General features: G+C 67.2%; 21 protein-coding genes and 1 riboswitch. Of the genes, 11 read left to right on the top strand and 10 right to left on the bottom strand.

The window, feature by feature from the left end; genetic code table 11:
• Positions 1-22: 22 nt before the first annotated feature.
• The 3 genes from BP26_RS0103320 to BP26_RS0103310 form a co-directional block, all read right to left on the bottom strand.
• Positions 23-1,285 carry an efflux RND transporter periplasmic adaptor subunit gene (locus tag BP26_RS0103320; protein ID WP_029919159.1) on the bottom strand — a complete coding sequence of 421 codons (1,263 nt, stop codon included), beginning with the start codon at positions 1,283-1,285 and terminating at the stop codon, positions 23-25.
• Between the two features lie 281 nt (positions 1,286-1,566).
• Positions 1,567-2,910, bottom strand: coding sequence for a serine/threonine-protein kinase (locus BP26_RS0103315; RefSeq protein ID WP_245611689.1), 1,344 nt, complete (start codon positions 2,908-2,910; stop codon positions 1,567-1,569).
• 114 nt (positions 2,911-3,024) lie between these two features.
• A complete protein-coding gene (locus tag BP26_RS0103310) occupies positions 3,025-3,651 on the bottom strand; it encodes a phosphoadenosine phosphosulfate reductase domain-containing protein (RefSeq protein ID WP_029919157.1) in 627 nt (208 codons plus the stop codon).
• A 132-nt stretch (positions 3,652-3,783) separates the two neighbouring features.
• On the opposite strand from BP26_RS0103310, the gene BP26_RS0103305 reads away from it, so the two are divergent.
• From BP26_RS0103305 to BP26_RS0103285, 5 genes are all read left to right on the top strand, one after another.
• Positions 3,784-4,611, top strand: a complete 828-nt coding sequence (locus BP26_RS0103305; protein WP_036515994.1) for a UDP-2,3-diacylglucosamine diphosphatase — start codon at positions 3,784-3,786, stop codon at positions 4,609-4,611.
• 172 nt (positions 4,612-4,783) lie between these two features.
• On the top strand, positions 4,784-5,536 hold the full coding sequence (gene otsB / locus BP26_RS0103300; RefSeq protein ID WP_029919155.1) for a trehalose-phosphatase: 753 nt from the start codon (positions 4,784-4,786) through the stop codon (positions 5,534-5,536).
• 216 nt (positions 5,537-5,752) lie between these two features.
• Positions 5,753-7,135: an alpha,alpha-trehalose-phosphate synthase (UDP-forming) gene (locus BP26_RS0103295; RefSeq protein ID WP_029919154.1), complete on the top strand. Its 1,383-nt coding sequence runs from the start codon at positions 5,753-5,755 to the stop codon at positions 7,133-7,135.
• Positions 7,132-8,115: a glucokinase gene (locus tag BP26_RS0103290; protein WP_051748203.1), complete on the top strand. Its 984-nt coding sequence runs from the start codon at positions 7,132-7,134 to the stop codon at positions 8,113-8,115. The genes BP26_RS0103295 and BP26_RS0103290 overlap by 4 nt, the downstream gene beginning before the upstream one ends.
• A gap of 170 nt (positions 8,116-8,285) precedes the next feature.
• Positions 8,286-8,813 (top strand): REP-associated tyrosine transposase, encoded by a 528-nt coding sequence (locus BP26_RS0103285; RefSeq protein WP_029919152.1) that lies wholly within the window; start codon positions 8,286-8,288, stop codon positions 8,811-8,813.
• 102 nt (positions 8,814-8,915) lie between these two features.
• Here the strand turns inward: BP26_RS0103285 and acs are convergent, their stop codons facing one another.
• The 3 genes from acs to BP26_RS0103270 form a co-directional block, all read right to left on the bottom strand.
• Positions 8,916-10,880, bottom strand: coding sequence for an acetate--CoA ligase (acs, locus tag BP26_RS0103280; RefSeq protein WP_029919151.1), 1,965 nt, complete (start codon positions 10,878-10,880; stop codon positions 8,916-8,918).
• Positions 10,881-11,111: 231 nt separating this feature from the next.
• A complete protein-coding gene (locus BP26_RS0103275) occupies positions 11,112-12,776 on the bottom strand; it encodes a cation acetate symporter (RefSeq protein ID WP_029919150.1) in 1,665 nt (554 codons plus the stop codon).
• Positions 12,777-12,781: 5 nt separating this feature from the next.
• Positions 12,782-13,087: a DUF485 domain-containing protein gene (locus tag BP26_RS0103270; protein ID WP_029919149.1), complete on the bottom strand. Its 306-nt coding sequence runs from the start codon at positions 13,085-13,087 to the stop codon at positions 12,782-12,784.
• A gap of 234 nt (positions 13,088-13,321) precedes the next feature.
• Here BP26_RS0103270 and BP26_RS0103265 point away from each other — a divergent pair, with 234 nt between their 5' ends.
• Positions 13,322-16,855 (top strand): hybrid sensor histidine kinase/response regulator, encoded by a 3,534-nt coding sequence (locus tag BP26_RS0103265; protein WP_029919148.1) that lies wholly within the window; start codon positions 13,322-13,324, stop codon positions 16,853-16,855.
• Between the two features lie 77 nt (positions 16,856-16,932).
• On the opposite strand, the gene BP26_RS0103260 is transcribed toward BP26_RS0103265, so the two are convergent.
• The gene (locus BP26_RS0103260) at positions 16,933-17,259 is read right to left on the bottom strand and encodes a DUF2834 domain-containing protein (RefSeq protein ID WP_051748201.1); all 327 of its coding nucleotides are present in this window, start codon (positions 17,257-17,259) and stop codon (positions 16,933-16,935) included.
• A gap of 118 nt (positions 17,260-17,377) precedes the next feature.
• Between BP26_RS0103260 and BP26_RS0103255 the strand changes: the two genes are divergently transcribed.
• Positions 17,378-18,223 (top strand): helix-turn-helix domain-containing protein, encoded by an 846-nt coding sequence (locus tag BP26_RS0103255; protein WP_169740634.1) that lies wholly within the window; start codon positions 17,378-17,380, stop codon positions 18,221-18,223.
• A gap of 214 nt (positions 18,224-18,437) precedes the next feature.
• On the opposite strand, the gene BP26_RS0103250 is transcribed toward BP26_RS0103255, so the two are convergent.
• Positions 18,438-19,145: a response regulator gene (locus BP26_RS0103250; RefSeq protein WP_436233346.1), complete on the bottom strand. Its 708-nt coding sequence runs from the start codon at positions 19,143-19,145 to the stop codon at positions 18,438-18,440.
• Between the two features lie 342 nt (positions 19,146-19,487).
• On the opposite strand from BP26_RS0103250, the gene BP26_RS0103245 reads away from it, so the two are divergent.
• The 3 genes from BP26_RS0103245 to BP26_RS0103230 all read left to right on the top strand — a co-directional run bounded on the left by BP26_RS0103245 (position 19,488) and on the right by BP26_RS0103230 (position 22,056).
• A complete protein-coding gene (locus tag BP26_RS0103245; protein ID WP_029919144.1) occupies positions 19,488-20,483 on the top strand; it encodes a 23S rRNA (adenine(2030)-N(6))-methyltransferase RlmJ in 996 nt (331 codons plus the stop codon).
• Positions 20,484-20,604: 121 nt separating this feature from the next.
• Positions 20,605-21,459, top strand: a complete 855-nt coding sequence (locus BP26_RS0103235; RefSeq protein ID WP_051748199.1) for a phytanoyl-CoA dioxygenase family protein — start codon at positions 20,605-20,607, stop codon at positions 21,457-21,459.
• 45 nt (positions 21,460-21,504) lie between these two features.
• The gene (locus tag BP26_RS0103230; protein WP_029919142.1) at positions 21,505-22,056 is read left to right on the top strand and encodes an NUDIX hydrolase; all 552 of its coding nucleotides are present in this window, start codon (positions 21,505-21,507) and stop codon (positions 22,054-22,056) included.
• A 130-nt stretch (positions 22,057-22,186) separates the two neighbouring features.
• Here BP26_RS0103230 and BP26_RS26355 read toward each other — a convergent pair whose 3' ends face one another.
• Complete coding sequence (locus BP26_RS26355; protein WP_036515990.1) at positions 22,187-22,483, bottom strand: hypothetical protein; 297 nt, start codon at positions 22,481-22,483, stop codon at positions 22,187-22,189.
• Positions 22,484-22,660: 177 nt separating this feature from the next.
• The gene (locus BP26_RS0103220; protein ID WP_366518029.1) at positions 22,661-23,953 is read right to left on the bottom strand and encodes an ammonium transporter; all 1,293 of its coding nucleotides are present in this window, start codon (positions 23,951-23,953) and stop codon (positions 22,661-22,663) included.
• 363 nt (positions 23,954-24,316) lie between these two features.
• Positions 24,317-24,419, top strand: a riboswitch (TPP riboswitch).
• A gap of 100 nt (positions 24,420-24,519) precedes the next feature.
• On the opposite strand from BP26_RS0103220, the gene thiC reads away from it, so the two are divergent.
• The gene (thiC, locus tag BP26_RS0103215) at positions 24,520-26,406 is read left to right on the top strand and encodes a phosphomethylpyrimidine synthase ThiC (RefSeq protein WP_029919139.1); all 1,887 of its coding nucleotides are present in this window, start codon (positions 24,520-24,522) and stop codon (positions 26,404-26,406) included.
• Positions 26,407-26,584 lie beyond the last annotated feature (178 nt).

The raw sequence follows: 26,584 nt of genomic DNA, 5'->3' as shown, positions 1-26,584 counted from the left end.
CGCGGGGAACCCGCATGCCTGGTTACTGCTGAACCTTGATCTTCGCCCCATCCGTCAGCCTGGCAAAGTCGCCGATCGCGACCCGCTCGCCGCCGGACAGTCCCGACACGATGGTTTGCCCGTCGCTGTTGCGCGCGCCCAGCCGCACCGCGCGCCGTTCCACCGTCTCGTCGCCGCGGATCACGTAGACCACGCCGGCATCGCTGTTGTTGCTGCCGCTGGCCTGCACCGCTTCCGGCGGCACCAGCACGCCCGGCCGGGGCGGCGGCGCGCCCGCCGCTTCCGGCGCGGCCTCGCTGAGGAAGGCCACGCGCGCGCCCATCTCCGGCAGGATGCGCGGGTCCTTCGCCTTGAAGCCCACGCGCACCTTCACCGTCGCCTTGCTGCGGTCGGCGGTGGGAATCACGGCGATGACGTAGGCCGGGATCTCCCAGTCGGTATAGGCATTCAGGCGCACCGTCGCGGGCTGGTCGGGATGCACCCGGTTGATGAAGCTCTCGTTGACGTCCACCTCGACCTCGAGCGAATCCATGTCGACGATGGTGCCCATGCCGGTGCGGGTGAAGCCGCCGCCGGCGGAGATCGGCGAGACCATTTCGCCCGGCTGCGCGTCCTTGGTGGTGACCACGCCATCGAACGGCGCCCGCACCACCGTATCGTCGAGATTGCGCTGCGCCACTTGCACGCCTTCCTGGGCCACCTTGACGTTGCTCTGCGAGGTTGCCAGCTGGGCCGTGAGGTTGTCGTAATTGGTGCGCGCGGTGTCCAGGTCCGACTCGCTGACGTAATGCTCCGCCACCAGTCCCTGTACGCGTTTGTAGTTGCGCTCGGCATTGCCGAGCTGGACCCTGACCTCCGCCAGCGTGGCCTGGGCATAGCGCAGCTGCGCCGTGGCCTGGTCGTACGAGGCGCGGATATTGGTGTCGTCGAGCCGCCCGATCACATCGCCTGCCTTGACGTGCCGGCCTTCCTCGATCAGCACCTCGGTCACCTTGCCGGTGATCTTGGCCGCGACCGTAGCCTGGCGCCGCGCCACCACGTAACCGGAGGCATCCAGCAGGGAGGTGCCGGCGGCGGCCCCGCCGCCCGCGCCCTTCAGCGCCTGCGCCGTGGCCACCTTCACCGGTACGCCCGAAGGCCGGCTCAGCCACCATGCGCCCAGCCCGGCGAGCAGCGCCAGGACGAGCGCCAGCCCCACCCACTTGAGCCAGCCGCGGTCGGCCGGCGGCGGCGCACTGCTGCGGTCTATGCGCAGCTGATTGAGCAGCGCCGATTTATCGTTCATGCGAAAAGTGGATTTCCCCTGTGGCGCCTAGCATATCGGAACCGCCCCCCGCCGTTGCAAGGCTTTGGGACGAACCGTGGTACTGCTGTTCTAGGCTCGTCGTGGCAGCCGGGACTGTAAAAATTTGCCGGCTGGAACCTCGAGGCCAAAACCCCCTCCCTAGGTATTTCACCTTCGCCGTCCCTGGCGGGACCTGGACGCTTTCGGGAAAGCCCGGCCCGGCCATCCCTGGCCGGGCGTTCGGTGCCACGCGAGTGACATTGAGTCACTCGCGCAGCCCCTCACCCCCCTTTCGCCGCACTCAGCTTCGCATTGGTCAGCGACAGCCGGTAAATCAGCGTCTGCGTGAAGATCTTGTAGAACCGCAGCTGGCAATCCGTACTGACCTGGTCGAGCAGGGTGGAGCTGACCCGCAGGGCCAGCACCTGGTCCGCCGCCTTCACCGTGGCGGTGCGGCGGGTGGCGGTGAGGAAGCCGATCTCGCCGAAGCAGTCGCCCTTCATCAGGGTGTCGATCAGGGTATTGCCCTTGCGCACCTCGGCATTGCCGCGGGCGATCAGGTAGAAGGCGCCGTCGATCTCGCCCTCGCGCACGATCTCCTGCCCCGGGGCGTAATTGAGGAGGTGGCTGGCGCCGAGGATCTCGCTGATCTCCTCGTCGCTGAAGGAATCGAAGAAACGCAGCGAGCGCAGGGAATCGCGGCTCTCGCGCCGGCTCAGGTTCATGTCGGCCTGCTTCAGCCGCTCGAAGATGCGCAGCAGGTCGTTGCCCAGCTCGCGCCCGCTTTGATAGCGTTCCTCGACCTTCTTCGCCAGCAGGCGGTTGATCAGGGTGCTCAGCTCGCGCGGCAGGTCCGAGCGCTTGGCCTCGACCGGCGGCACCGGCGCATGGCGGATGGCGGCGAACAGGTGCAGCAGGTCGGCGCCGGTGTAGGGCGTCTCGCCGGTCAGCAGCTGGTACATCACCACGCCCAGCGAATACAGGTCGCTGGCCGGCTCCAGCTTGTTGCGCTGGACCTGCTCCGGCGACATGTACAGCGGCGAGCCCACCGCATTGCGCTTGGCATCCACCACGGCCGTGGGGTCGTTGACCTCGGCCACCGAGAAATCCATCACCTTGGGCACGCCTTCGCGCGTCAGCATGATGTTGGTGGGCTTGATGTCGCGGTGGAGCACGCCCCTGGAGTGGGAGTAGTCCAGGGCCTTGGCGCACTTGAAGATGATGTCCACCACCTTGTCCACCGGCAGGCGCGGGCCGTTTTTGGCGCAAGCCGGCATCAGCGTGTCGCCGTCGACGAACTCCATCACCAGGTAGTTCATGCCGTCTTCGGTGCCGGCGTCGTAAAGCGAGACGATGTGCGGATGGCTGAGCATGCCCGCGGCGCGCGCCTCGGTGAAAAAGGCGCGCTGGATCGAGTCCTCGTCGTGCGCATGATCCTCGGTGAAGCCGCGCGAGGTCTTCACCGCCACATCGCGGCGCACGAAGGGGTCGAAGCCCTTGTAGACGAAGCCGCAGGAACCCTTGCCCACCAGGCTGTGGATCTCGTACTTGCCGATCTTTTCCGGCATCGGCGGCTCGTCGCTGGAGTACTGCGCCGGCTGGCTGGGTAGCGTGGAATCGACCATGGATGCCGCAAGGATAGGCTAATTATCTGAATTATTAGCCAATTCCACGCCAAACGCTCGTCGCGGACCGGATTGGGCCCCCATCTGGGGGGTCCGTGGGCGGTCAGTGGGTGCTCAATGGGCTTCGTGCAGCCCGCACTCCCGCTTGTCTTCCACCTTGGTGGGATCGAAATAGTCGAAATTGTTGGGCAAGCCGTGCGCCTTGAGGTAGTCGTTCATCTGCTTCGACGACCAGTGGAACACCGGCGATACCTTGAGGATGCCTTCTTTCGACAGCGTCACCGGGCTCAGGCTGGCGCGGAACTCGGTCTGGTCCTTGCGCAGGGCCGTGAACCACACTTCCGGCCGCACCTCGGCGATGGCGCGGCCGAACGGCTCCAGCTTCACCTCCGTGGTAAAGGCGGCATGGCGCGGATCGTCCGGCGTCGGCGCCGGGCCGTCCACCGCCTCGCGCATGGCGCGGGTGCGCCGCGGCACATACATCTGCAGATTGAGGTGCAGCAGCCGGGTCAATTCGTCGGCATAGCGGTAGGTGGCCTCGGTGCCGTAGCCGGAATCCACCATCACCACCGGAATGTCCGGACGCACCCGCGTCACCATGTGCAGCAGCACCGCGGAAAACGGGCCGAAGTTGGTGGTGACCATGTTCCGCTTGCCCAGGCCATAGGCCCAGTCCACCAGCGCCGCCGGCTGCGTGCCGAGCTCGCGGTTGATCCGGTCCAGGTCCTGTGCGGTCAACATGTGCTTCTCCAGGTGCGGCGTGCCGGTCTATGTGGGGATGGCGGCGCGGAACTCAAGCCGCCGCGGCGGTCCTCGTCATGGCTTCTTCACATAACAATGTCATGGTAAGCCAGTGGAAAAGCAGGAGTTCCCGTGGCCAAGGCAGCGAAACAGGATAAGCAGACGCATCGTTACCGCACGATCTGGCTGTCCGACGTCCATCTCGGTACGCCGGGCTGCAAGGCCGAATTCCTGGTCGACTTCCTCAAGCGCAACGAGTGCGAGACACTCTACCTCGTCGGCGACATCATCGATGGCTGGAAGCTGCGCGGTTCCTGGTTCTGGCCACAGGAGCACACCAACGTGGTGCGCAAGATCCTGACCAAGTCCAAGCGCGGCACCCGCGTCTACTACGTCACCGGCAACCACGACGAGTTCCTGCGCAAATTCGTCGGGTTCAAGCTCGAGCTCGGCAACATCCGCGTGGTCAACGAGCTGGTGCACACCACCGCCGACGGCCGCAAGCTGCTGGTGCTGCACGGCGACTTCTTCGACGTCATCACCCGCTACCACAAGTGGCTGGCCCTGGCCGGCGACGTCGCCTACGAGGCGACCATGGCTGCGAACTTCTGGTTCAACCGCGGCCGGCGCATGCTCGGCCTGCCGTACTGGTCGCTGTCGGCCTACGCCAAGGACAAGGTCAAGGGCGCGGTCAACGTGGTGTCGCAGTTCGAGGATTCGGTGGCGCGCGAATGCCAGCGCCGTGGCCTCGACGGCGTCATCTGCGGTCACATCCACCATGCCGAAATCCGCGACCTGCACGGCATCACCTACCATAATTGCGGCGACTGGGTGGAAAGCTGCACCGCCCTGGCCGAGGACTTCAACGGCAAGCTGTCGATCATCCGCTGGGTCGAACTGGGCCATCTGAACAAGAGCCCGACCGTGGCGCCCCTCAAGCGGGCGACCATTGCCGCGTAGCGGCAATGTAGTGTCGTCCCTGACAAGCACCGGGCCGTCCTGGCCCGGCCTGTTGAAACGAGCGTCCCTCTGAAGCAAGCGGGCTCTGAAAAGACGGGCGCACCCTCTTCGGGCACTGTTTTGAAATTCGGCTGTCCAAATCCGGACAAGACCAGAAATTCAAACGTTTAACGTGCGCACACCGCCCCCGCCCAGCTCCTCCGATGCACTGTTCCTCGACTTCGACGGAACCCTCGTCGAATTGGCCGAACGGCCATCCCTGGTGCAGGTGCCGCAGGAACTGCCGGCGCTGTTGGCCAGCGTTTCGGCCGCCGTGGGCGAGGCGATGGCAATCATCACCGGGCGCCGCCTGGCCTCGGTCGATGCCCTGCTGACGCCGATGCGCTTCAGCGGCGCCGGGCTGCATGGATCCGAGCTGCGCACCGATCCGCGCGAGGCCGCGCCGTCACCCGAACCCGTACTGGACAATGCGGCGCGCTGGCTGGCGGCGCGCATCGACGGCGACACCCAGCTATGGCTGGAAGACAAGGGTGCCGCGCTGGCGCTGCATTATCGCGGCGCCCCCGAGCGCGCCGCCGATGCGGAGCGCTTTCTCAACGAAGCGGTCGACGGTCTTGATGTCGACATCATCGCCGGCAAATTCATCTTCGAAGCGCGCCCGCGCGGCGTGCACAAGGGCGCGGCCCTGCGCGCGCTGATGCAGCGCCCGCCGTTCGCCGGCCGCCGTCCCGTCTACATCGGCGACGATACCACCGACGAGGACGGCATCCGCGCCGCGCAGGAACTGGGCGGCCTCGGCATCAAGGTCGGCGAGGGTGGCAGCGATGCCGTCGCCTGGCTGGAAAATCCCGCCGCGGTACGTATCTGGCTGGCCGGAATCACCGGGGAAGGCCGAGCCGCTGCGGAGGAACGATCACCGATTTGAAGCGCGTCCATGGAAAGGACGTGGCCGCTTGAATGGTCCGGATCGGAAAGGCCGGCAGTTGTCAGGGACGATATTACGGAGCAAAGGAATGTTTTCCGCAGCATCAGCGCAGGACCCGCGTACAAGCGGTCGCTATTACCGGATGCCGCCGCCCGATGCGGCCGCGTCCCACTCCAATATTTTTCAGCTTCCCGAATGGCATTGCAGGGAGGCCGCATGAGCCGCATCGTCGCCGTTTCCAATCGCGTCGGGCCGATTCGCGGCGCGGCGCGCGCCGGTGGCCTTGCGGTGGCGCTGGTCGAAGCCCTGCGCCAGTCGCGCGGACTGTGGTTCGGCTGGAGCGGCCGCCTTGCCGAAGGCGAGGGCGCCACCACCAGCGAACGCGGCGGCGGCTTCAATCTCGCCACGGTCGACCTCACTCCGGCGGAGCACGAGGACTACTACAACGGCTTCGCCAACCGCTGCCTGTGGCCGCTGTTCCATTACCGCATCGACCTCACCGCCTACGACCGGCAGTTCTATGACGGCTACCACCGTGTCAACGTGCGCTTCGCCCGTGCCTTGCAGCCGCTGCTGCAGGAAACCGACCGCGTCTGGGTGCACGACTATCACCTGATCCCGTTCGGCCAGTCGCTGCGCGACATGGGCTGCACCCAGGCCATGGGCTTCTTCCTGCACATCCCGTTTCCCTCGCGCGAGGTGCTGCTGACCCTGCCGCATCACGAGAAGCTGATCCAGTCTTTGTTCGCCTACGACCTCATCGGCTTCCAGACCGAACGGGATTGCGAGCGCTTCTTCGACTATGCATTGAACGAAATCCCCGGCACCGAGCTGCGCGGCGACGTGCTGCACGCCTACGGCCGCAGCGTGCGCGCCGCCGCCTTCCCCATCGGCATCGACGCGCGCGACTACGCCGACTTCGTCTACACCGAGGACGGCCAGCGCCAGTGGATGCGCGCCAAGAACGCCCTGCGCGGCCGCACCCAGATCATCGGCGTCGACCGCATGGATTACACCAAGGGCCTGCCCGAGCGCTTCGCCGCGTTCGAGCGCCTGCTGACCGACTACCCCGATTCGCACGGCCGCGTCGAATACCTGCAGATCGCCCCGCCCACGCGCGAGGGCGTGCAGGCCTATGCCGACATCAAGCACAAGCTGGAACTGATGGCCTCGCAGATCAACGGCCGCTACTCCGAGGTCGACTGGACGCCGCTGCGCTACATCAACCGCACCCTGTCGCGCCGCGCCCTGGCCGGCCTCTACCGCGCCAGCAAGATCGGCCTGGTCACGCCCCTGCGCGACGGCATGAACCTCATCGCCAAGGAATACGTCGCTGCCCAGGATCCGGAGGATCCCGGCGTGCTGGTGCTGTCGCGCTTCGCCGGCGCGGCGAAGCAGATGCCGGCCGCGCTGATCGTCAATCCCTATGATACCGTCGGCGTTGCCGAAGCGATGCAGACCGCCCGCTACATGGACCTGGAAGAACGCCGCAACCGTCACGCCGAACTGATGGCCGGCCTGATCAAGGAAGATATCGCCAACTGGCGCGAGCGCTTCGTCGCCGAGCTGCATACGGCATCGATGAAGCGGGCCGCATGATCCTGGTCGCCGATTTCGGCGGTACCCACGCCCGCGCCGCGCTGGCCTGGCAGGAAACCGGCGGCATCGTACTGGAGCGTTTGCAGGCGCAGGTCTTGCCCGCCGAAGTGGCGCCGGCCACCTGGCTGCGCCAGTACTACCTGGCGCAGGGCAAGCCGGCCTTGCGCGCCTGTCTGGCCTGCGTCGCCGGCCCGCTCGAGCGGGGCGAAGACGGCCGCCGCCGCATCCGCTTCACCAACCGTCCCGGCGAGCTGGATACGTCGATGCTGGCCGCCGCCTGCGGCACCCGCCGCGCCGAGCTGCTCAACGATTTCGAAGCCGTGGCCCATGCCCTGCCGGCGCTGCGGCCGGCCGACCTGCAATTGCACGGCAGCGGCAGTTTCGGCGCCGGCACCCGCTTGGTGCTCGGCCCCGGCACTGGCCTCGGCGTCGCCGCCTGGCTGCCCACGGCCGGCGGCGTGGTGATGGCGGGCGAGGGCGGCCATGCCCGCCTCGCCACCGGCAATGCGCGCGAGGCAGCGCTGCTGGCGCGCCTGGCCGACCAGGAAGGATTCGTCTCCGCCGAAGACCTGCTGTCCGGTCCCGGCCTGCTGCGCCTGCATCGCATCCTCTGCGTCGAAGCGGGCCTCGCGCCGGCCTGCAACGAAGCCGCCGAGGTGTGGCAGCAATGGCTCGCCGGCAACGCCATCGCCCGCACCGCGGTGGCCCTGTTCACCACCTTCCTCGGCCGCTACGCCGGCGACCTCGCCCTGGCCTTCGGCGCCACCGGCGGCGTCTATCTGGCCGGCGGCATCGTCCCCGGCTGGGGCGCTCATTTCGATATCGCGCGCTTCCGCGAAGGCTTCGAGGCCAAGGGCCGCTACCGCGATTACCTGGCCGCCATTCCCAGCGCCACCATCACGCGGCCCAATCCGTCGCTACTCGGCATGGCTACTTTCGCTCTCGCGAATTCAAAGAAAGGGCGGCCCGCAAAGCCGTAGCCAAACCGTAGGGCGGGTCCGCGACCCGCCTGTCGCGCACGCCGCTCGGCCTGTTGCCCGGTAAACGGCGGGTCACGGACCCGCCCTACACTATCTGCCCCGCGAAGCTGTTCGTGTAACGGCTGACCGTGGTATCGCGCTCCTGTTCCGGATCGCGGCATACTTTGCGCATGCCCCGCTATACGCGCGCCTACCTGCCTGGCAGCACTTTTTTCTTCACCGTCGCGCTATTGGAGCGTGACCGACGCTTGCTGGTCGGGCACATCGATCTGTTGCGAGAATCTTTCCGGCAAGTGCAGCAGGTGCATCCATTCAGAATGGATGCCATCGTCGTTCTGCCTGACCACCTGCATTGCATCTGGACGTTGCCGCCGGAGGATGCGGATTTTTCGACGCGCTGGCGACGGATCAAGGGGCTTTTCGCAAAAGGAATCCCGTCTGGTGAGCGGCTCAGTGCACGCCGACAGGCAAAAGCCGAGCGCGGCGTCTGGCAGAGGCGCTTCTGGGAACATGTAATCCGCGATGAAGCGGACTATGCCGCACATGTCGATTACATCCACTACAGCCCGGTGAAGCACGGTCATGCGCAGCGAGTCGACGCATGGCCGCATTCCAGCTTCCACCGATTCGTGGCCGAGGGCGTTTATCCGCAGGATTGGGCCGCGGACGAAATGACGCGGCAAATGGACAAAGAGTGAAGCTCCACACAACGCCGTAGGGCGGGTCTGCGACCCGCCTGTCGCGCATGCCGCTCGGCCTGTCGCCCGGTAAACGGCGGGTCGCAGACCCGCCCTACGGTTCTATTCCTTACCCGCCAGCTGCGCCACGATTGCCGGATTCTCCAGCGTCGACACGTCCTGCGTGATCTCCTCGCCCTTGGCGATGGAGCGCAGCAGGCGGCGCATGATCTTGCCGGAGCGGGTCTTGGGCAGGTTATCGGCGAGGCGGATGTCGTCGGGCTTGGCGATCGGGCCCATGCTCTTGGCGACGAAGTTCTTCAGCTCCTTGATCAGCTCCTCGGCCTCGGCGCCGGTGGGGCGCTGGCCCTTGAGGATGACGAAGGCGACGATGGCCTCGCCCTTGATCTCGTGCGGACGGCCCACCACGGCGGCCTCGGCCACGCGCGGATGCGCCACCAGGGCCGACTCCACTTCCATGGTGCCGAGACGGTGGCCGGCGACCTTCAGCACGTCGTCGGTGCGGCCCAGGATCCAGTAATAGCCGTCCTTGTCGCGGTGGGCGGAGTCGCCGGCGACGTAGTACTTGTTGCCGAACTGGCCCCAGTAGGCCTTGATGTAGCGTTCGTTGTCGCCCCAGATGGTGCGCAGCATCGACGGCCAGGGCTTGGTGATGACCAGATAGCCGCCCTGGTCCAGGCCGGGGATCAGCTCGCCGGACTCGTCGACGATGTCGGCGAAGATGCCGGGGATCGGCTGGGTGCAGGAGCCGGGCTTGAGCGGCGTGGCGCCGGGCAGCGGCGAGATCATCACCGAGCCGGTCTCGGTCTGCCACCAGGTATCGACGATCGGCAGCTTGTCCTTGCCGATGACGTGGTGATACCAGATCCATGCCTCGGGGTTGATCGGTTCGCCCACCGAGCCGAGCAGGCGCAGCTTCGACAGGTCGTAGCTCAGCGGGAATTTCTCGCCCATCTTCATCAGGGCGCGGATCGCGGTCGGCGCGGTATAGAAAATGGTCACGCCGTGGTCCTGGCAGATCTTCCAGAAGCGTCCGGCGTCCGGCGTCATCGGCCCGCCCTCGTACATGACGATGGTGGTGCCGTTGGACAGCGGGCCATAGCAGACATAGCTGTGCCCGGTGATCCAGCCGACATCGGCGGTGCACCAGAACACATCGTCCTCGCGCACGTCGAACAGCCACTGCGTGGTCTGGTGCGCGCCGAGCAGGTAGCCGGCGCTGGAATGCTGCACGCCCTTGGGCTTGCCGGTGGAGCCCGAGGTGTAGAGCAGGAACAGCGGATGCTCGGCCTCGACCCATTCCGGCTCGCACTCGGCGGCGGCCTTGGCGGTCAAGTCCTGCCACCACAGATCGCGTCCATCCTTCCACGCGATCTGGTTGCCGGCGTGTTTGTACACCAGCACCTTCTCGATGGTCTTGCAGCCTTCGTTCAAGGCCTCGTCCACCGCCTTCTTCAGCTCCACCACATGGCCGGCGCGATGCGCGCCATCGGCCGTGATGACCAGGCGCGCGCCGGCATCCTCGACGCGGTCGCGCACCGACTGCGCCGAGAAGCCGCCGAACACCACCGAGTGGATCGCGCCGATGCGCGCGCAGGCCTGCATCGCGATCACCGCCGACGGCGACATCGGCAGGTAGATCACCACGCGGTCGCCCTTCCTGATGCCGAGCGACTTGAGCACATTTGCCAGGCGGCAGACTTCGCCATGCAGCTGCTTGAAGGTGAGGGTGGTGACCACGCCGGGCTCGCTCTCGAAGCGGATCGCCAGCTTGTCGCCGCGCTTCTCCAGGTGACGGTCGATGCAGTTGTACGAGACGTTGATCCTGCCGTCGGTGAACCAGGCGTAATTCGGCGCCTTGCTGTCGTCCAGCGTCACCGTGAACGGCTTGTTCCAGCTCAGCTCCTGCCTGGCCAGGCTGGCCCAGAAGCCGACGTGGTCCTTTTCCGCCGCCGCCCGCAGTTCCGCCATCTTCTTCGCATCGACGCGCGACTTGGCGACGAACTCCGCAGCGGGGGGAAAGATGCGGCTTTCGCCGAGTACGGCCTGGATGTTGTCGTTGCTCATGCTGTTGTCCTCAGTGCACGGGCCCGCCCGAGGTGCGGCGGGCTGTTACGGAATTCTTGTTGTAGACGCAGTCTTCGATGATACATGGTGGACATGACACGGTGGACATCCCGTCCAGGAACCGGTCGTCCATGACCGGACTGTTGAAACAAGCAGAAACTCATAAAAAAGCCCCGGCGTGAGCCGGGGCACAGGGCATGAAGTAATTGCTCGGAATCAGGAACAGGCGCCTCAGTGCGATGCGCCGTCCGACGCGCCGATACCGGTCTGCGAGCGCACGAACTGGGCGAGGAACAGGTCCGCTTCGCGTCCCGCCGCCGCGCTCTTGTCGGTGATCGAGAACAGCCAGCAGCCGATGAAGGCCAGCGGCATCGAGAAGATCGCGGGGGTGTCGTAAGGGAAGATCGCCGCGGCATGGCCGAAGGTCTTGACCCACACCGCCGGGCCCAGCACCGTCAGCGTCACTGCCGTGATCAGGCCGAGGAAGCCGCCGATGGTGGCGCCGCGGGTGGTCAGGCCCTTCCAGAACATGGACAGGATCAGCACCGGGAAGTTGGCGCTGGCCGCCACCGCGAAGGCCAGGCCGACCATGAAGGCCACGTTCTGCTTCTCGAACACGATGCCCAGGAAGATGGCGACGACGGCCAGGCAGACCGTGGCGATGCGCGACACCCGCACCTCCTGCTTGTCGTTGGCCGCGCCTTTACGGAACACGCTGGCGTAGAGGTCATGCGACACCGCCGTGGCGCCCGCCAGGGTCAGGCCGGAGACCACCGCCAGGATGGTGGCGAAAGCCACCGCCGAGATGAAGCCCAGCGTCAGGTTGCCGCCCACCGCGTGCGCCAGGTGGATGGCCGCCATGTTAGCGCCGCCGAGCAGGCCGCCCTTCGGATCGAGGTACTGCGGATCGGTGCCGACCAGCACGATGGCGCCGAAGCCGATGATGAAGGTCAGGATGTAGAAGTAGCCGATGAAGCTGGTGGCGTAGAACACCGACTTGCGCGCTTCCTTGGCGTCCTTCACCGTGAAGAAGCGCATCAGGATGTGCGGCAGGCCGGCGGTGCCGAACATCAGCGCCACGCCCAGGGAAATCGCCGACACCGGATCCTTGACGAAGCCGCCCGGTCCCATGATCGCCCCGTGCTTGGGGCTGACTTCCACCGCCTTGGCGAACAGCGCGTCGACGTTGAAGCCGAACTGCACCAGCACCATCAGCGCCATGAAGCTGGCGCCGAGCAGCAACAGCACCGCCTTGATGATCTGCACCCAGGTGGTGGCCAGCATGCCGCCGAAGGTGACGTAGATCATCATCAGCACGCCGACGATGATCACCGCGTTGGCGTAGTCCAGGCCGAACAGCAGCTTGATCAGCTGTCCCGCGCCGACCATCTGCGCGATCAGGTAGAACGCCACCGTCACCAGCGTGCCGCAGGCGGCGAGGATGCGGATCGGCTTCTGCCCGAGGCGGAATGAAACCACGTCGGCGAAGGTGTAGCGCCCCAGGTTGCGCAGGCGCTCGGCGATCAGGAACATGATGATCGGCCAGCCCACCAGGAAGCCGATCGAGTAGAGCAGGCCGTCGAAGCCCGAGCCGTAGACCAGGGCCGAGATGCCCAGGAACGAGGCCGCCGACATGTAATCGCCGGCGATGGCCAGGCCGTTCTGCAGGCCGGTGATGTTGCCGCCGGCGGCGTAGAAGGTGTGGCGCGAACTGGTGCGCCGCGCCGCCCAGTAGGTGATGCCCAGCGTCAGCGCCACGAAGCCGACGAACATGGCGATGGCGGTGACATTCACCGGGCGTTTCTGCAACTCGCCCTCGATCGCGCCGGCCGCAAGTGCCGCGGGAGCGATCAGGCCAGCCAACAGGCCGAACAATGCGATCAGCGCAGTGCGGATGCGGCTCACTTGGCGTTCTCCTTGATCTTCGCGACCAGGGCGTCGAACACCGAGTTGGCGCGCCGCACATAGATGCCGGTCATCAGGATCGAGGCGAGAATGATGCCCACGCCGACCGGCAGGCCCAGCGTCATGGTCATGCCGCCCAGCGGCGTCGCCAGGGTGCTCGGGGAAAAGGCCACGACGAGAATGAAACCGTAGTAGATAACCAAAGTAATGGCGCTCAAGGTCCAGCCCAGCTTGTTGCGCTTCTGCTCCAGCTCCTTGAATGCGGGATCCCGCAATACCCTCTGTGTCACATCGTCGACCATGGCCTGCCTCCGGAAGGCGGCCCGAGGCCGCCGATTTATCTTTTTCATGTGGCCCAGCCGAACCCGCCGGCAACGGCCTCCCTCGGCATGGACTCTACCCACCCGGGGCTGTCACATGAAACACGACTTTGGTCTGAGACCGGCCATCAGCCCGATCCCGCTACTGGGGCCGCAGCCCGCTTTGTTCTACTCTTATGGCCTTCCGGGGCGATCCCGGCTGGCGAGGCTGCGTCGATGCTGCACGGTTGGGCCCTGTTCCTGGTATCCGCGGCATACGTGGCGCTGCTGTTCGCCATCGCCTATTACGGCGACCGGCGGGTCAGCCGCGGCCAGGCCCCGGCGCGCAAGCCCTGGATCTACAGCCTCACCCTGGGCGTCTACTGCACCTCCTGGACCTTCTACGGCGCGGTCGGCCGCGCCGTGGAAAGCGGCTGGGATTTCCTGCCCATCTACCTTGGTCCGCTCCTGGTATTCGGCCTGGGCTACAAGCTGGTGGGGCGCATCGTCGAGGTCAGCAAGCGCCACAACATCACCTCCATCGCCGACTTCATCGGCGCCCGCTACGGCCGTCACCAGCAGCTCGGCATGCTGGTCGCCCTGGTCGCCCTGATCGGCGTGCTGCCCTACATCGCCCTCCAGCTCAAGGCGGTCAGCGTCAGCTTCGCCGTGCTGGCGCAGCCGGCGGCCGACGGCGCCCTGCCGGACAGCGCCCTGCTGATGGCCATCATGCTGGCCCTGTTCGCCATCCTGTTCGGCACCCGCCAGGTGGTCAGCAGCGAAAACCACCACGGCATGGTGCTGGCCATCGCCTTCGAATCCCTGGTCAAGCTGGTCGCCTTCGTCGCCGTCGGCCTCTACGTCACCTTCGGCATCAGCAATGGCTTCGGGCCGGCCTACCGCCACGCCCTGGCCCTGCCGCAGGTCAGCGAGGCGCTCAGCGACGGCGGCTGGCGGCTTGGTTTCGTCACCCAGACCGTGCTGGCCATGTCCGCCATCCTGTGCCTGCCGCGGCAGTTTCACGTCGCCGTGGTGGAAAGCACGGCTCCGGCCGACCTGCGCACCGCGCGCTGGCTGTTCCCCGCCTACCTGGCCCTGATCAGCGTCTTCGTCCTGCCCATCGCCGCCGCCGGGCTCGACGCCTTTCCCAAGGGCAACGTCATCGGCGACAGCTTCGTGCTGGCGCTGCCCCTGGCCGGCGGCCACGGCGGCCTGGCCCTGCTGGCCTACATCGGCGGCTTCTCCGCCGCCACCAGCATGGTCATCGTCGCCACCATCGCCCTCTCCACCATGCTCTGCAACGAGGTGGTGATGCCGCTGCTGCTGCGCCTGTCGCCGCTGGGCCTGGCGCGGCGGCCCGACCTGTCCGGCCTGCTCAAGGCCATCCGCCGCCTCGCCATCATCCTGATCGTGATGCTGGCCTACATCTACTATCGCCTGTTCATCGGCCCCGGCACCCTGGCCCACATCGGCCTGCTTTCGTTCTCCGCCGTGCTGCTGTTCGCACCCGGCCTGGTCGGCGGCGTGCTGTGGCGGCGCGGCAGCTACGCCGGCACCCTGGCCGGCCTCGGCGCCGGCTTCGCCGTCTGGGTCTACACCCTGCTGCTGCCGACCCTGCTCGCCACCTATGCCGGCGAATCCGCCCTGCTGAGCCACGGCCCCTTCGGCATCGGCTGGCTGCGGCCGCAGGCCCTGTTCGGCATCAACGGCGTCGACCTGCTCACCCACGGCACCCTGTGGAGCCTTGCGGTGAACCTGGCCTGCTATATCGGCATTCCCCTGCTCACCGCTCCCGGCCTGCACGAGCGGCTCCAGGCGGTGCGCTTCCTCGGCGGCGCCCGGCCGGACGAATCGCTGCCCGAGCGCCCCCTGCCGCGCAGCAGCGCCACCGTCGGCGACCTGCAGGAACTGCTGGAGCGCTTCTTCGAGCCGGCGCGGGTGCAGCAGTTCTTCCGCGAATACGCCGAGCGCATCGGCGGCGCGCCGCTGGTGCACAACGAGCGCGCCGAGCCTGACCTGGCCCGCTACACCGAGCGCCTGCTGGTCGGCGCCCTCGGCGCCGCCTCGGCCCGCCTGATCCTCGCCTCCACCCTGCGCGGCCGCGACATGCAGCCGGAAGACGTGGTGCGCCTGCTCGACGAAACCTCCCACGCTATCCAGTTCAACCGCGAACTGCTGCGCGCCGCCCTGGAGCACCTGCCGCAGGGCATCTCCGTGGTCGACAAGGAGCTGCGCCTGGTCGCCTGGAACCAGCGCTACGTCGAGCTGCTGGAATACCCCGAAGGCCTGATCACCATGGGCCGCCCGATCGAGGAAGTATTCCGCTACAACGGCAGCCGTGGCCTGCTCGGCGGCGGCGAGGGCGACACGGAAGAGATGATCGCGCGGCGCCTGGCCCACATGCGCGCCGGCCACGCCTACACCCGCGAACGCGCCCTGCCCAACGGCACCGTCATCGAAACGCGCGGCAATCCCATGCCCGGCGGCGGCTTCGTCACCAGCTACTTCGACGTCACCGCCTACAAGCGCGCGCAAGGCGAACTGCTCGAAGCCAACGAAACCCTGGAGTCGCGCGTGGCCGAACGCACCCGCGAGCTGACCGCGCTCAACGCCGCCCTGGCCGAGGCCGGCTTCGCCGCCGAGCGCGCCAACGAGGCCAAGACCCGCTTCCTCGCCGCCGCCTCGCACGACCTGGTGCAGCCGCTCAACGCCGCGCGCCTGTTCGTCTCCTCGCTGGAGCGCCACGGCCTGCAGCAATCCACCGCCGCCCTCATCGGCCAGGTGGAGAACTCCCTCGCCGCTGCCGAAAGCCTGCTCTCCAGCCTGCTCGACATCTCCCGCCTCGACGCCGGCGCCCAGGAAGCCCACATCGAGCACTTCGAAGTCGCCCGCCTGCTGGAGCCGCTCGCCGCCGAATTCCGCGCCCTGGCGCAGACCCGTGGCCTGGAACTGCGCGCCGTCCCCAGCCGCGCCGTGATCCTGAGCGACCCGCGCCTGCTGCGCCGCGTGCTGCAGAATTTCCTCTCCAACGCCGTGCGCTACACCCGCCACGGCCGCATCCTGCTCGGCTGTCGCCGGGTCGGTGACCATCTGCGCATCGAAGTGTGGGACACCGGCCCCGGCATCCCCGAAGACCAGCAGCGCGAAATCTTCGAGGAGTTCCGTCGCCTCGAGGCACAGGACGCCGGCGGCGAACGCGGCCTCGGCCTCGGCCTCGCCATCGCCGAGCGCATCGCCCAGCGTCTGGACCATCGCCTCGACCTGCGCTCCTGGCCCGGCCGCGGCAGCGTCTTCGCCATCACCGTGCCGCTGGGCGACGCGGCCCGCATCGCCCCGCCGCCCCGCCCGGAAATCCGCCGCAGCAGCGACCGCGTCACCGGCGCCACCGTGCTCTGCGTCGACAACGAGCCCGCCGTGCTGGCCGGCATGGAAGCCCTGCTCGGCAACTGGGGCTGCCGCGTCATCGGCGCCCGCGACCGCGACTCGGCCCTGCTCGCCGCCCGCGAACACGAGGCGCCCGAATTGCTGCTGATGGACTACCACCTCGACGGCGGCGTCAACGGCATCGAACTGGCCGAAGAACTGCGCCGGCTCTGGGGCGGCGAAATTCCCGTACTGGTCATTACCGCAGACCACACCCAGCAGGCCAGGGAAGCCGCCGCCGCGCGCGGCTTCACCCTGCTGCCCAAGCCGATCAAACCGGCGGCCCTGCGTGCTCTCATGGGCCGGCTGCTGTCAGCCCGCGAAAGAGCGGTACGCCTGGCAAGTTAGATCTGGCTACCCCCTCTCCCCATGTACATGGGGAGAGGGCAGGGGTGAGGGGGGCTCTCTCAACCTGTCATCCCGCTTCAATGAATCAAATTCGCCGCCACCGCGCCGGACACACCGGCGTGCCGCGCACGCGGCCGCAGCACCAGGTACAGCAGCGGCCCGATCGAACCCAGGAACAGCGTCGCCACCAGGAACGGCCAGGGATTGCGCCCCTGCGCCCGGGCATCGCCAAAGAGCCAGATACACACCAGGCTCAGCGAAATGGTCAGGTCGCACAGCACCTGGATGCCGCCGGCATTGCTCAGGTGACTGCGAAAGATGCCGACATAGCCCACGTCATACACCACGTAGGCGGAATACAGGCTGAAAGCGGTGAACACGGTAAGCAGCAGTGCGCGGGTCATGGGCTTCTCCTGAATGGATATGTGCGGGTCTGCGGCGCCACTCTCGCGCCTGCCCGGCCACCGCTCAATTACCCGCCAGGTAATAGCCGCCGCCCCCCGGACTTGCCAGAATGCGGCCATGTCCACCCCCATGCCGCCCGCGGCCAGCGACGCCCGCGCCGCCGATTTCAGCTTCGGCGACGTGCTGCGCGAGACGCGCGGCGCCCGCAAGCTGAGCCAGCTCGATCTCGCGGTGGAGGCCGGCATCTCGCAACGCCACCTGAGTTTCCTGGAGTCGGGGAGGGCGCGGCCCAGCCGCGGCATGGTGCTGCAACTGGCGGAGTCGCTGGAGCTGCCCCTGCGCAACCGCAACCGCCTGCTGGTCGCCGCCGGCTTCGCCCCGGTGTTCCCGCAGCGCCCGCTCGACAGCGAGGCCATGGCCCCGGTGCGCCAGGCCCTGGAGCGCCTGCTCGCCCACCATGAGCCCTATCCCGCCCTGGTGATGGACCGCGGCTGGAACATCCTCATGACCAACCGCGCCCTCGACCGCCTGGTCTCCCTGCAGGGCGATCCCGATGCGCTGTGGCAACGCGTCTGCGGCGACGGCCCGCGCAACATGTTCAAGCTCACCTTCCACCCGCGGGGACTGCGCCCGCTGATCAGCAACATGGCGGAAGTCGGCTCGCACCTGCTGGCGCGGGCCCGGCTGGAAGCACTGGAAGAACCCGCGGTGGCGAAGCTGCTGGACGAAGTCCTGGCCTACCCGGACACCCCGGCGCGCTGGAAACTCGCCGAGCCCGTCTCGCATCCGCCCCCGGTGCTGGCCGCGCAGATGCGCCTGGGCGATGTGCGCCTCGACCTGTTCACCATGCTCAGCACCTTCGGCACGCCGCAGGACCTCACCACCGACAGCCTGCGGGTGGAGCACCTGTTTCCGGCGGATGCGGAGAGCGAGTTGCTGCTGAAGCGATTGGCCGGAATGTAAGCGCGACCCCATAGTAGGGCGGGCCGTGGCCGCCGGCTTCTTCTCGCAGATTGAGAGCAGCGGCGGCCACGGGCCGCCCTACAAAAACTGAAGCGATTGGCCGGGGTGTGAGTCGAATCAAATAGTAGGGCGGGCCGTGCCCGCCGGTTTTTACCCGGGCATGAGCGCAGCGGCGGGCACGGCCCGCCCTACAACTTGTGGCCGGGAAGCACCGCTACTCCGCCTCTTCCTCCGCCCCACCTTCCGCCGCACTCCCCAGCTCCGCCAGCGAAGCGCTCTCCGCCCGCAGCAGCCGCTGCGCCAGCACCGCCGCCTGCGTGCGCCGGTACAAGCCAAGCTTGCGCAGGATCGCCGTCACATGCGCCTTGATCGTCGCCTCGGACACATTCAGGTCGCCGCCGATCTGCTTGTTCAGGCGTCCATCGGCCAGCATCATCAGCACGCGGAACTGTTGCGGCGTCAGGCTGGAAATGCGCTGCGCCAGCTCGCGTTCCTCCTGCTCCTCGGCCGCCGCATTCTCGGTCACGCCCGGCGGCAGCCACACGCCGCCCTCCAGCACCGAGCGCAGGGCCTCGCCGATGGTATCCAGCCCGGCCGACTTGGGAATGAAGCCGCAGGCGCCGAAATCCAGCGCGCGGCGCATCACCGCCGGCTCCTCCACCGCCGACACCACCACCACCGGAATCGCCGGATACTGCCCGCGCAGCGTGATCAGCGCGGAAAAGCCCTGCACCCCCGGCATGCGCAGGTCGAGCAGGATCAGGTCCGCCCGCGGATGCTCCTGCACCGCCAGGTTCAGCGCGTCGGGCGAATCCGCCTCCACGATCTGCACCCCCGGCAACAGCTGCGCCACCACCGTGCGCAGCGCGCTGCGGAACAGCGGGTGATCGTCGGCGATGATCAGGGTCGATACCAGGCTCACGGACAGCGCGCTCTCCAGTGCGGCGCCGCTACGGCTGCGGAACTCGTCCGTCGCGGCTTGTTGTGGGTGCAGCGCAGGGTATCGCAAAGCCGGTCTCGGGTGCGCGCGGAATGCGCCCGACTGTTTTAGCCGCTTAACCTGTCATCTCCTATACGACCTAAGCCTAAGAGCCACCTGGCGGTTGGTCCGGGGCCTTCGAAAAGGCCCGTTCGTCCCGAGTGAATCGCGAAGCGATTTGTATCGAGGGAGGGACCAGCTGCAAGACCGCCTAATGCCGCTCCAAATAGGCGCCCAGGGACCCACGGGGCATAATGTGCCCCTGTCGTCACCAGTCGGAGCACCGTGGTCCATTACCGTCACAGCTACCATGCGGGCAATTTCGCGGACGTGTTCAAGCACGTCCTGCTGGTCGGCCTGCTGGCCGGGCTCAACCGCAAGGACAAGCCCTGGTGCTTCCTCGACACCCATGCCGGCGCCGGCGACTACGACCTCGGCAGCGAGGGCGCCACCCGCACCGGCGAATGGCAGGACGGCATCGGCCGCCTGACCGACGCCGCCAACGCCCCCGAACTGGTCGCCGAATACCTGCGCCTGGTGCAGCTCTCGCGCAGCCAGGGTTCGCCCGATCACTACCCCGGCTCGCCGCAGTTCGCCCGCGCCATGGCCCGCCCCGGCGATCGCATGGTCTTCTGCGAGAAAGTGCCTGAAGTGGCGGCGGACCTGAAACGCTCCCTGCGCGGCGACCCGCGCGCCGTGGTCCATGTGCGCGACGGCTACGACGCCTATGCCCTGCTGCCGCCGCCGGAGAAGCGCGGCCTGGTGCTGATCGACCCTCCCTTCGAGCGCACCGACGAGATGGATGCCATCGCCGACCTCATCGGCAAATCGGTCGAGCGCTTCGCCGGCGGCATCTACGCCGCCTGGTACCCCATCAAGAACCGCCACCTCGTCTCGCGCTGCGTGCGCCGCGTCGCCCGCGAAACCGGCAAGCCCGTGCTCAACCTGGAATTCGACAACGGCGAGGAGTCAGCCGACGAAATCCGCTTCGCCAGCACCGACCGCCCCAAGCCCGAGCGCCCCGCCAATTCCTACCGCACCGGGCCCGTCCGCACCACCGGCCGCCGCCCCCCGCCGCGCTACCAGGACGCCTCGCCCGGCATCGTGCGGGTCAAGGAAAAAGTCACCATGCACGCCTGCGGCCTGCTGGTGGTGAACGCCCCCTTCGGTTTCGAGCAGTCCGCCAGCCAGGCGCTGCAATGGCTGAAGCCCAAGCTGGCGCAAAGCTCGCGCGCCAGCTTCACCATCGAACACGGAGTGGCCGAAGCACCCGAGCGCTAGCCGCGCATTGCACGCTGTCATCCTGAGCGCAGCGAAGGATCTGGCCGCCAAAATTACGATCAGGTTGCTCACCCGCACCGTACGGGATGAGCAGTAGACGTACAAAAGCAGGAGGAGACGAATGGCCGATACCGGACCAGGCTTCGACACCGAGACCCACGCCGCGCGCCTGCGCGAGCAGGGCTACACCATCATCCCCGACTTCCTCTCCCCGGAAGCCCTCGCCGCCGTGCGCGCCGGCCTCGCCCCCTTCCTCGGCAGCCACAACGGCCGCAACAACTTCGAAGGCTACAAGACCGAGCGCGTCTACACCCTGGTGGCGCGCGGCAAGGTATTCGAGGACATCGCCTGCGACCCGCGCGTGCTGGCCCTGCTCGACCGGTTCCTCAAGCCCGGCTACCTGCTCACCGCCAGCCAGGCCATCTGCATCCACCCCGGCGAGACGCCGCAGCCGGTGCACCACGACGACGGCTTCTACACCATCCCGCGGCCGCGCCCGGCGATCAGCCTCAGCACCATCGTCGCCGTCGATGCCTTCACCGCCGAGAACGGCGGCACCGAGATCATCCCCGGCAGTCATGTGTGGGACGATGCCCAGGTGGCCGGGCAGTACGGCGGCAGCCGCAGCACGGACGCCGCCGAAAATCCGCAATGGCTGAGTCAGCTACAGCCGCTGGTGATGCCCGCCGGCGCCTGCGTCGTCTTCCTCGGTACCCTGCTGCATCGCGGCGGCGCCAACCGCAGCAGCGCCCCGCGGCTGGCCTTCTCCAACCAGTACTGCGAGCCCTGGGCCCGCACCCAGGAAAACTTCTTCCTCGGCATCCCGCCGCAAGTGGCGCGCACCCTATCGCCGCGCCTGCTGGAACTGCTCGGCTACGGCATCTGGTCGCCCTTCATGGGCCACGTCACCGCCTCGCACCCGCTGAAAACGCTGGAGCCGGATTACGTCAACGCCGTGCTTGCGCAGAAGCCCTGAGTGCTGCACGGTAAGACCCCGCGAATTTCACCAGCCCACCGTCCCATGTCAGAAGCCAGCGGCACCCCGCCGATCGAAACCCTCTACGAAGGCAAATACCTCGCGCTGCGCCGCGAAGGCCACTGGGAATACGCCGAGCGTCCCAACGCCCGCGGCGCCGCCTTCATCGTCGCCGTCACCGGGGCGCAGGAAATCGTGCTGGTCGAGCAATACCGCATCCCCCTGCATGCCCGCTGCATCGAGCTGCCCGCCGGCATCATCGGCGACGAAGCGGCCTTCGTGAACGAGGGCATCGAAGCCGCGGCCCTGCGCGAACTGGAAGAGGAAACCGGGTTCCGCGGCGCCCGCGCCGAGCTGCTGGCCAGCGGCCCGGTCGGCGCCGGCCTCGCCTCGGAAATCCTGCACCTCGTCCGCGCGCACGATCTGGAGCGCGTGCACGACGGCGGCGGCGTCGAGGGCGAGGACATCACCGTCCACGTGGTGCCGCTGGCGGGAATCGGCGAGTGGCTGGCCCAGCAGGGCCGCAGCGGCAAATGGGTCGAGCCGCGCATCTACGCCGGCCTGTGGTTCGTGCAGAACGCCGCCGTCAGGTCATAAAAATTCAAAATCCATTGTAGGGCGGGAGCAGCGCAGCGTATCCCGCCTTCCGCGCTGCCGCGATGAACGCCGCAAAGGCGGGACGCGCTGCGCTGCTCCCGCCCTACTGAGGGTGCACCGTCTCCACCCTCTACCGCAGCGTCCCGATGTAATGCTGCTGCGCGGTCTCCGCCGTCTCCACCGACCGCACCGGGGCGGGTGCCGGCGCCGGCTTGCGCGCCGGCAGCGGGCGTCCGCCGAGCAGCGCCTGGAAGCGCTGCACCAGGTTCTGCGTCTCGGGGTCGGGATCGTTGGCGGCGAGCCGCAGGATCTCGTGGGCGTACTCGTCGTTCTGCGCCATCCACACCGCATCGACCACGCGACCGCTGCTGCGGCGCAGGCGGACGTACAGATGGGTAGCCAGGGAGAAGCGTTCTGCCTGTGTCATGGGGGTGTTGCTCCTTTACCGCTCACGAACCGCCACGGCGGTGGCGAAGGTGCTCCACCGTGGTACAGCCGGACCGCTGCGCGCCCCTCTGCCGCGCGTCGCTCCGTACAGCCGCCTCATTTCTGTGCAAACCTGGCTTCCATGCGATCAAATCAGCGTTAACAGGGTTAACAGGCCCTAGGGAATCTGCTCGCCGTGCTGCGACAAATCCAGCCCGGTGTATTCCTGCTCCGGCTCCACCCGCAGGCCGATGGTGTACTTCACCACCAGCAGGATGATGAAGGACATGCCGGCGCTGTAGGCCAGCGTGGCGAAGGCGCCGATGCACTGCGTCAGCAGGTTCGCATCCGCGCCGGAAATCGCCTTGCGTGAAAACACCCCGGTGAGGATGGCGCCGATCATGCCGCCGATGCCGTGGATGCCGAACACGTCGAGCGAATCGTCCGCCCCGAGCAGCTTCTTCAGCCCGGTGGCGCCCCAGTAGCAGCCGATGCCCGCCGCCGCGCCGATGGCCAGCGCGCCGAACAGGTCGACGAAGCCCGAAGCCGGCGTGATCGCCACCAGCCCCGCCACCGCGCCGGAGCAGGCGCCGAGCAGGGACACGCGCATGCGCAGCATCCACTCCACCATCATCCAGGTCAGCGAGGCCGTGGCCGTCGCCACCTGTGTCACCAGCATCGCCATGCCGGCGCGGCCGTCCGCCGCCGTGGCCGAGCCGGCGTTGAAGCCGAACCAGCCCACCCACAGCAGCGAGGCGCCGATCAGGGTGTAGGACAGGTTATAGGGGATGAAGGGCTCGCGGCCGTAGCCGGTGCGCTTGCCCAGCATGAAGGCGCAGACGATGCCCGCCGCGCCCGCGTTGATGTGCACCACCGTGCCGCCGGCGAAATCCTGGTCGCCCATCGCCGCCAGCCAGCCCGTCGGCTCCCACACCCAGTGCGCCACCGGCGAGTAGACCAGCAGCGACCACAGCGTCATGAAGGCGATCATCGCGCCGAAGCGCATGCGCTCGGCGAAGGCGCCGGTGATCAGCGCCGGGGTGATGATGGCGAAGGTCATCTGGAACATCACCAGCACCGACTCGGGGATGGTGGTCGCCACATGGCTGACGCTGATCAGCCCCTGCACCTTGTCGAAGATCATGCCGTTGAGCAGCACCCGGCCGAAGCCGCCGATCCACGGCGTGCCCGGGGTGAAGGCCAGGCTGTAGCCCACCACCACCCACAGCACCGTCACCAGGCAGGTGATGGCGAAACTTTGCAGGGCGGTGGCCAGCACGTTCTTCTTGCGCACCATGCCCGCGTAGAACAGCGCCAGGCCGGGAATGGTCATCAGCAGCACCAGCGCGGTGGAAGCCAGCATCCAGGCCGTATCGCCCGCGCTGATCTTGTCCACCGTGGTGATGAAGGGCGCCGTAGGCGCCACCGGAGCATCGTCCGCGAAAAGCGGCGACGCAGCCAGAAGTAACATCGCTGCGACCGACAGTCGCACCGATCCGTGCCCTTGCCTCATGACCAGCCCCTTGCGTTGTTATGCGACGAGTCTCGCAACAACCGCGCCAGTCCTTGAAATCCCGGGATTTTCCCCTCTCCCTGCGGGAGAGGGGCAGGGGTGAGGGGCGCAGGTCGGTGCAGGTGCGGTCATCAGCCGTCTCCGCCGCTTTCCCGCGCCTTGCACCAATCTCCGTTCGCCCCGAGTGCCCGCGAAGCGGGTGTGTTTTTCCGGATGTCCCGAGTGAATCGCGAAGCGATTTGTATCGAGGGAGGGGCCAGCGCCAACCTCCGGGCAACACGCTTTTCTTGCCCAACCCCCCGTCTTGCCCTATCGTGTCCCCCATACAGCCGGGGGTGCCGTGCCCGTTGTGGGCATGGCTGAGAGAGTCCCTTGGAACCTGATCCGGATGATGCCGGCGTAGGGAAGGCTGCCGCTGTCCGCACCGCGCGCGCTTCCTTCGCCTATTTTTGCGAGGAGCAAGCATGAGCGCAGTAGCCGAAACCCTGACCCAGATTCAGACCAGCCCGCAGACCGGTTCCCGGATGGATCCCAGGCGGGACATGTCCGAGCAGGCCGAAGAGCTCTCCGCCGAAGTCCGCCAGCCTTTCCCCAGGAGCCGCAAGATCTACGTCGAAGGCTCGCGCCCGGACATCCGCGTGCCGATGCGCGAAGTCAGCCAGACCGCCACCCACACCGCCAAGGGCGAGGAGCCCAACCCGCCCCTCACCGTCTACGACACCAGCGGCCCCTACACCGACCCCGCGGTGAAGATCGACCTGCTCACTGGCCTCAGCGCCCTGCGCGCCGGCTGGATCGCCGAGCGCGGCGACACCGAGGAGCTGCGCGGCCCCAGCTCCCTCTACGGCCGCATCCGCGCCGCCGACGACAAGACCCAGCACCTGCGCTTCGCCCACATCCGTAAGCCCCTGCGCGCGAAGGCCGGCGCCAACGTCAGCCAGATGCACTACGCCCGCCGCGGCCTGGTCACGCCGGAAATGGAATACATCGCCATCCGCGAGAACACCCGCCTGGAAGAGATGCGCGAGACCTATGCCAAGGCCGGCTACCTCAAGCGTCACAAGGGCGAATCCTTCGGCGCCAGCATCCCCGAGCTGATCACCCCCGAGTTCGTGCGCAGCGAAGTGGCCCGCGGCCGCGCCATCATCCCGGCCAACATCAACCACCCCGAGCTGGAGCCGATGATCATCGGCCGCAACTTCCTGGTGAAGATCAACGCCAACATCGGCAACAGCGCTGTCAGCTCCAGCATCGCCGAGGAAGTGGAGAAGATGGTCTGGTCCACCCACTGGGGCGGCGACACCGTCATGGACCTCTCCACCGGCAAGCACATCCACGAAACCCGCGAGTGGATCATCCGCAACTCGCCCGTCCCCATCGGCACCGTGCCCATCTACCAGGCCCTGGAAAAAGTCGACGGCAAGGCCGAAGAGCTCACCTGGGAAATCTTCCGCGACACCCTCATCGAGCAGGCCGAGCAGGGCGTCGACTACTTCACCATCCATGCCGGCGTGCTGCTGCGCTACATCCCCATGACCGCCAGTCGCGTCACCGGCATCGTCTCGCGCGGCGGCTCCATCCTCGCCAAGTGGTGCCTGTCCCACCACAAGGAAAATTTCCTCTACACCCACTTCGAGGAAATCTGCGAAATCATGAAGGCCTACGACGTGAGTTTCTCCCTCGGCGACGGCCTGCGCCCCGGCTCCATCGCGGATGCGAACGATGAAGCCCAGTTCGGCGAGCTGAAAACCCTGGGCGAGCTGACCAGGATCGCCTGGAAGCACGACGTCCAGACCATGATCGAAGGCCCCGGCCACGTGCCCATGCAGATGATCCGGGAAAACATGGTCAAGCAGCTCCAGGACTGCGACGAGGCCCCCTTCTACACCTTGGGGCCGCTCACCACCGACATCGCACCCGGCTACGACCACATCACCAGCGGCATCGGCGCCGCCATGATCGGCTGGTTCGGCACCGCCATGCTCTGCTACGTCACCCCCAAGGAGCATCTCGGCCTGCCGGACAAGGACGACGTGCGCGAAGGCATCATCACCTACAAGATCGCCGCCCACGCCGCCGACCTCGCCAAGGGCCACCCCGCCGCGCAGGTGCGCGACAACGCCCTGTCCAAGGCCCGATTCGAATTCCGCTGGGAAGACCAGTTCAACCTCGGCCTCGACCCGGAGAAGGCCAAGGAATTCCACGACGAAACCCTACCCCAGGAAGGCGCCAAGCTCGCCCACTTCTGCAGTATGTGCGGCCCGCACTTCTGCTCCATGAAGATCACCCAGGACGTGCGCGACTACGCGGCCAAACAGGGTGTGGACGAAGCCGCCGCGCTGGCCAAGGGCATGGAACAGAAGTCGGCGGAGTTCAAGGAGCAGGGGGCGGAGGTTTACAAGAAGCTGTAGCCCGGCCAGTTGCCGCACCTACGCACACCGCGCACCCGATCAGTCCCCCTCTCCCCATGAACATGGGGAGAGGGCCGGGGTGAGGGGCCGCTTTTCCTTCGCGCCGCACCACCCTCCGTTCGCCCCGAGTGAATCGCGCAGCGATTTGTATCGAGGGGCCAAGCACGGAACTATCCCT

The organism is Nevskia soli DSM 19509 (genome assembly GCF_000711955.1).
Classification (GTDB): domain Bacteria; phylum Pseudomonadota; class Gammaproteobacteria; order Nevskiales; family Nevskiaceae; genus Nevskia; species Nevskia soli.
This window is presented reverse-complemented; position numbering and strand designations above follow the sequence as displayed.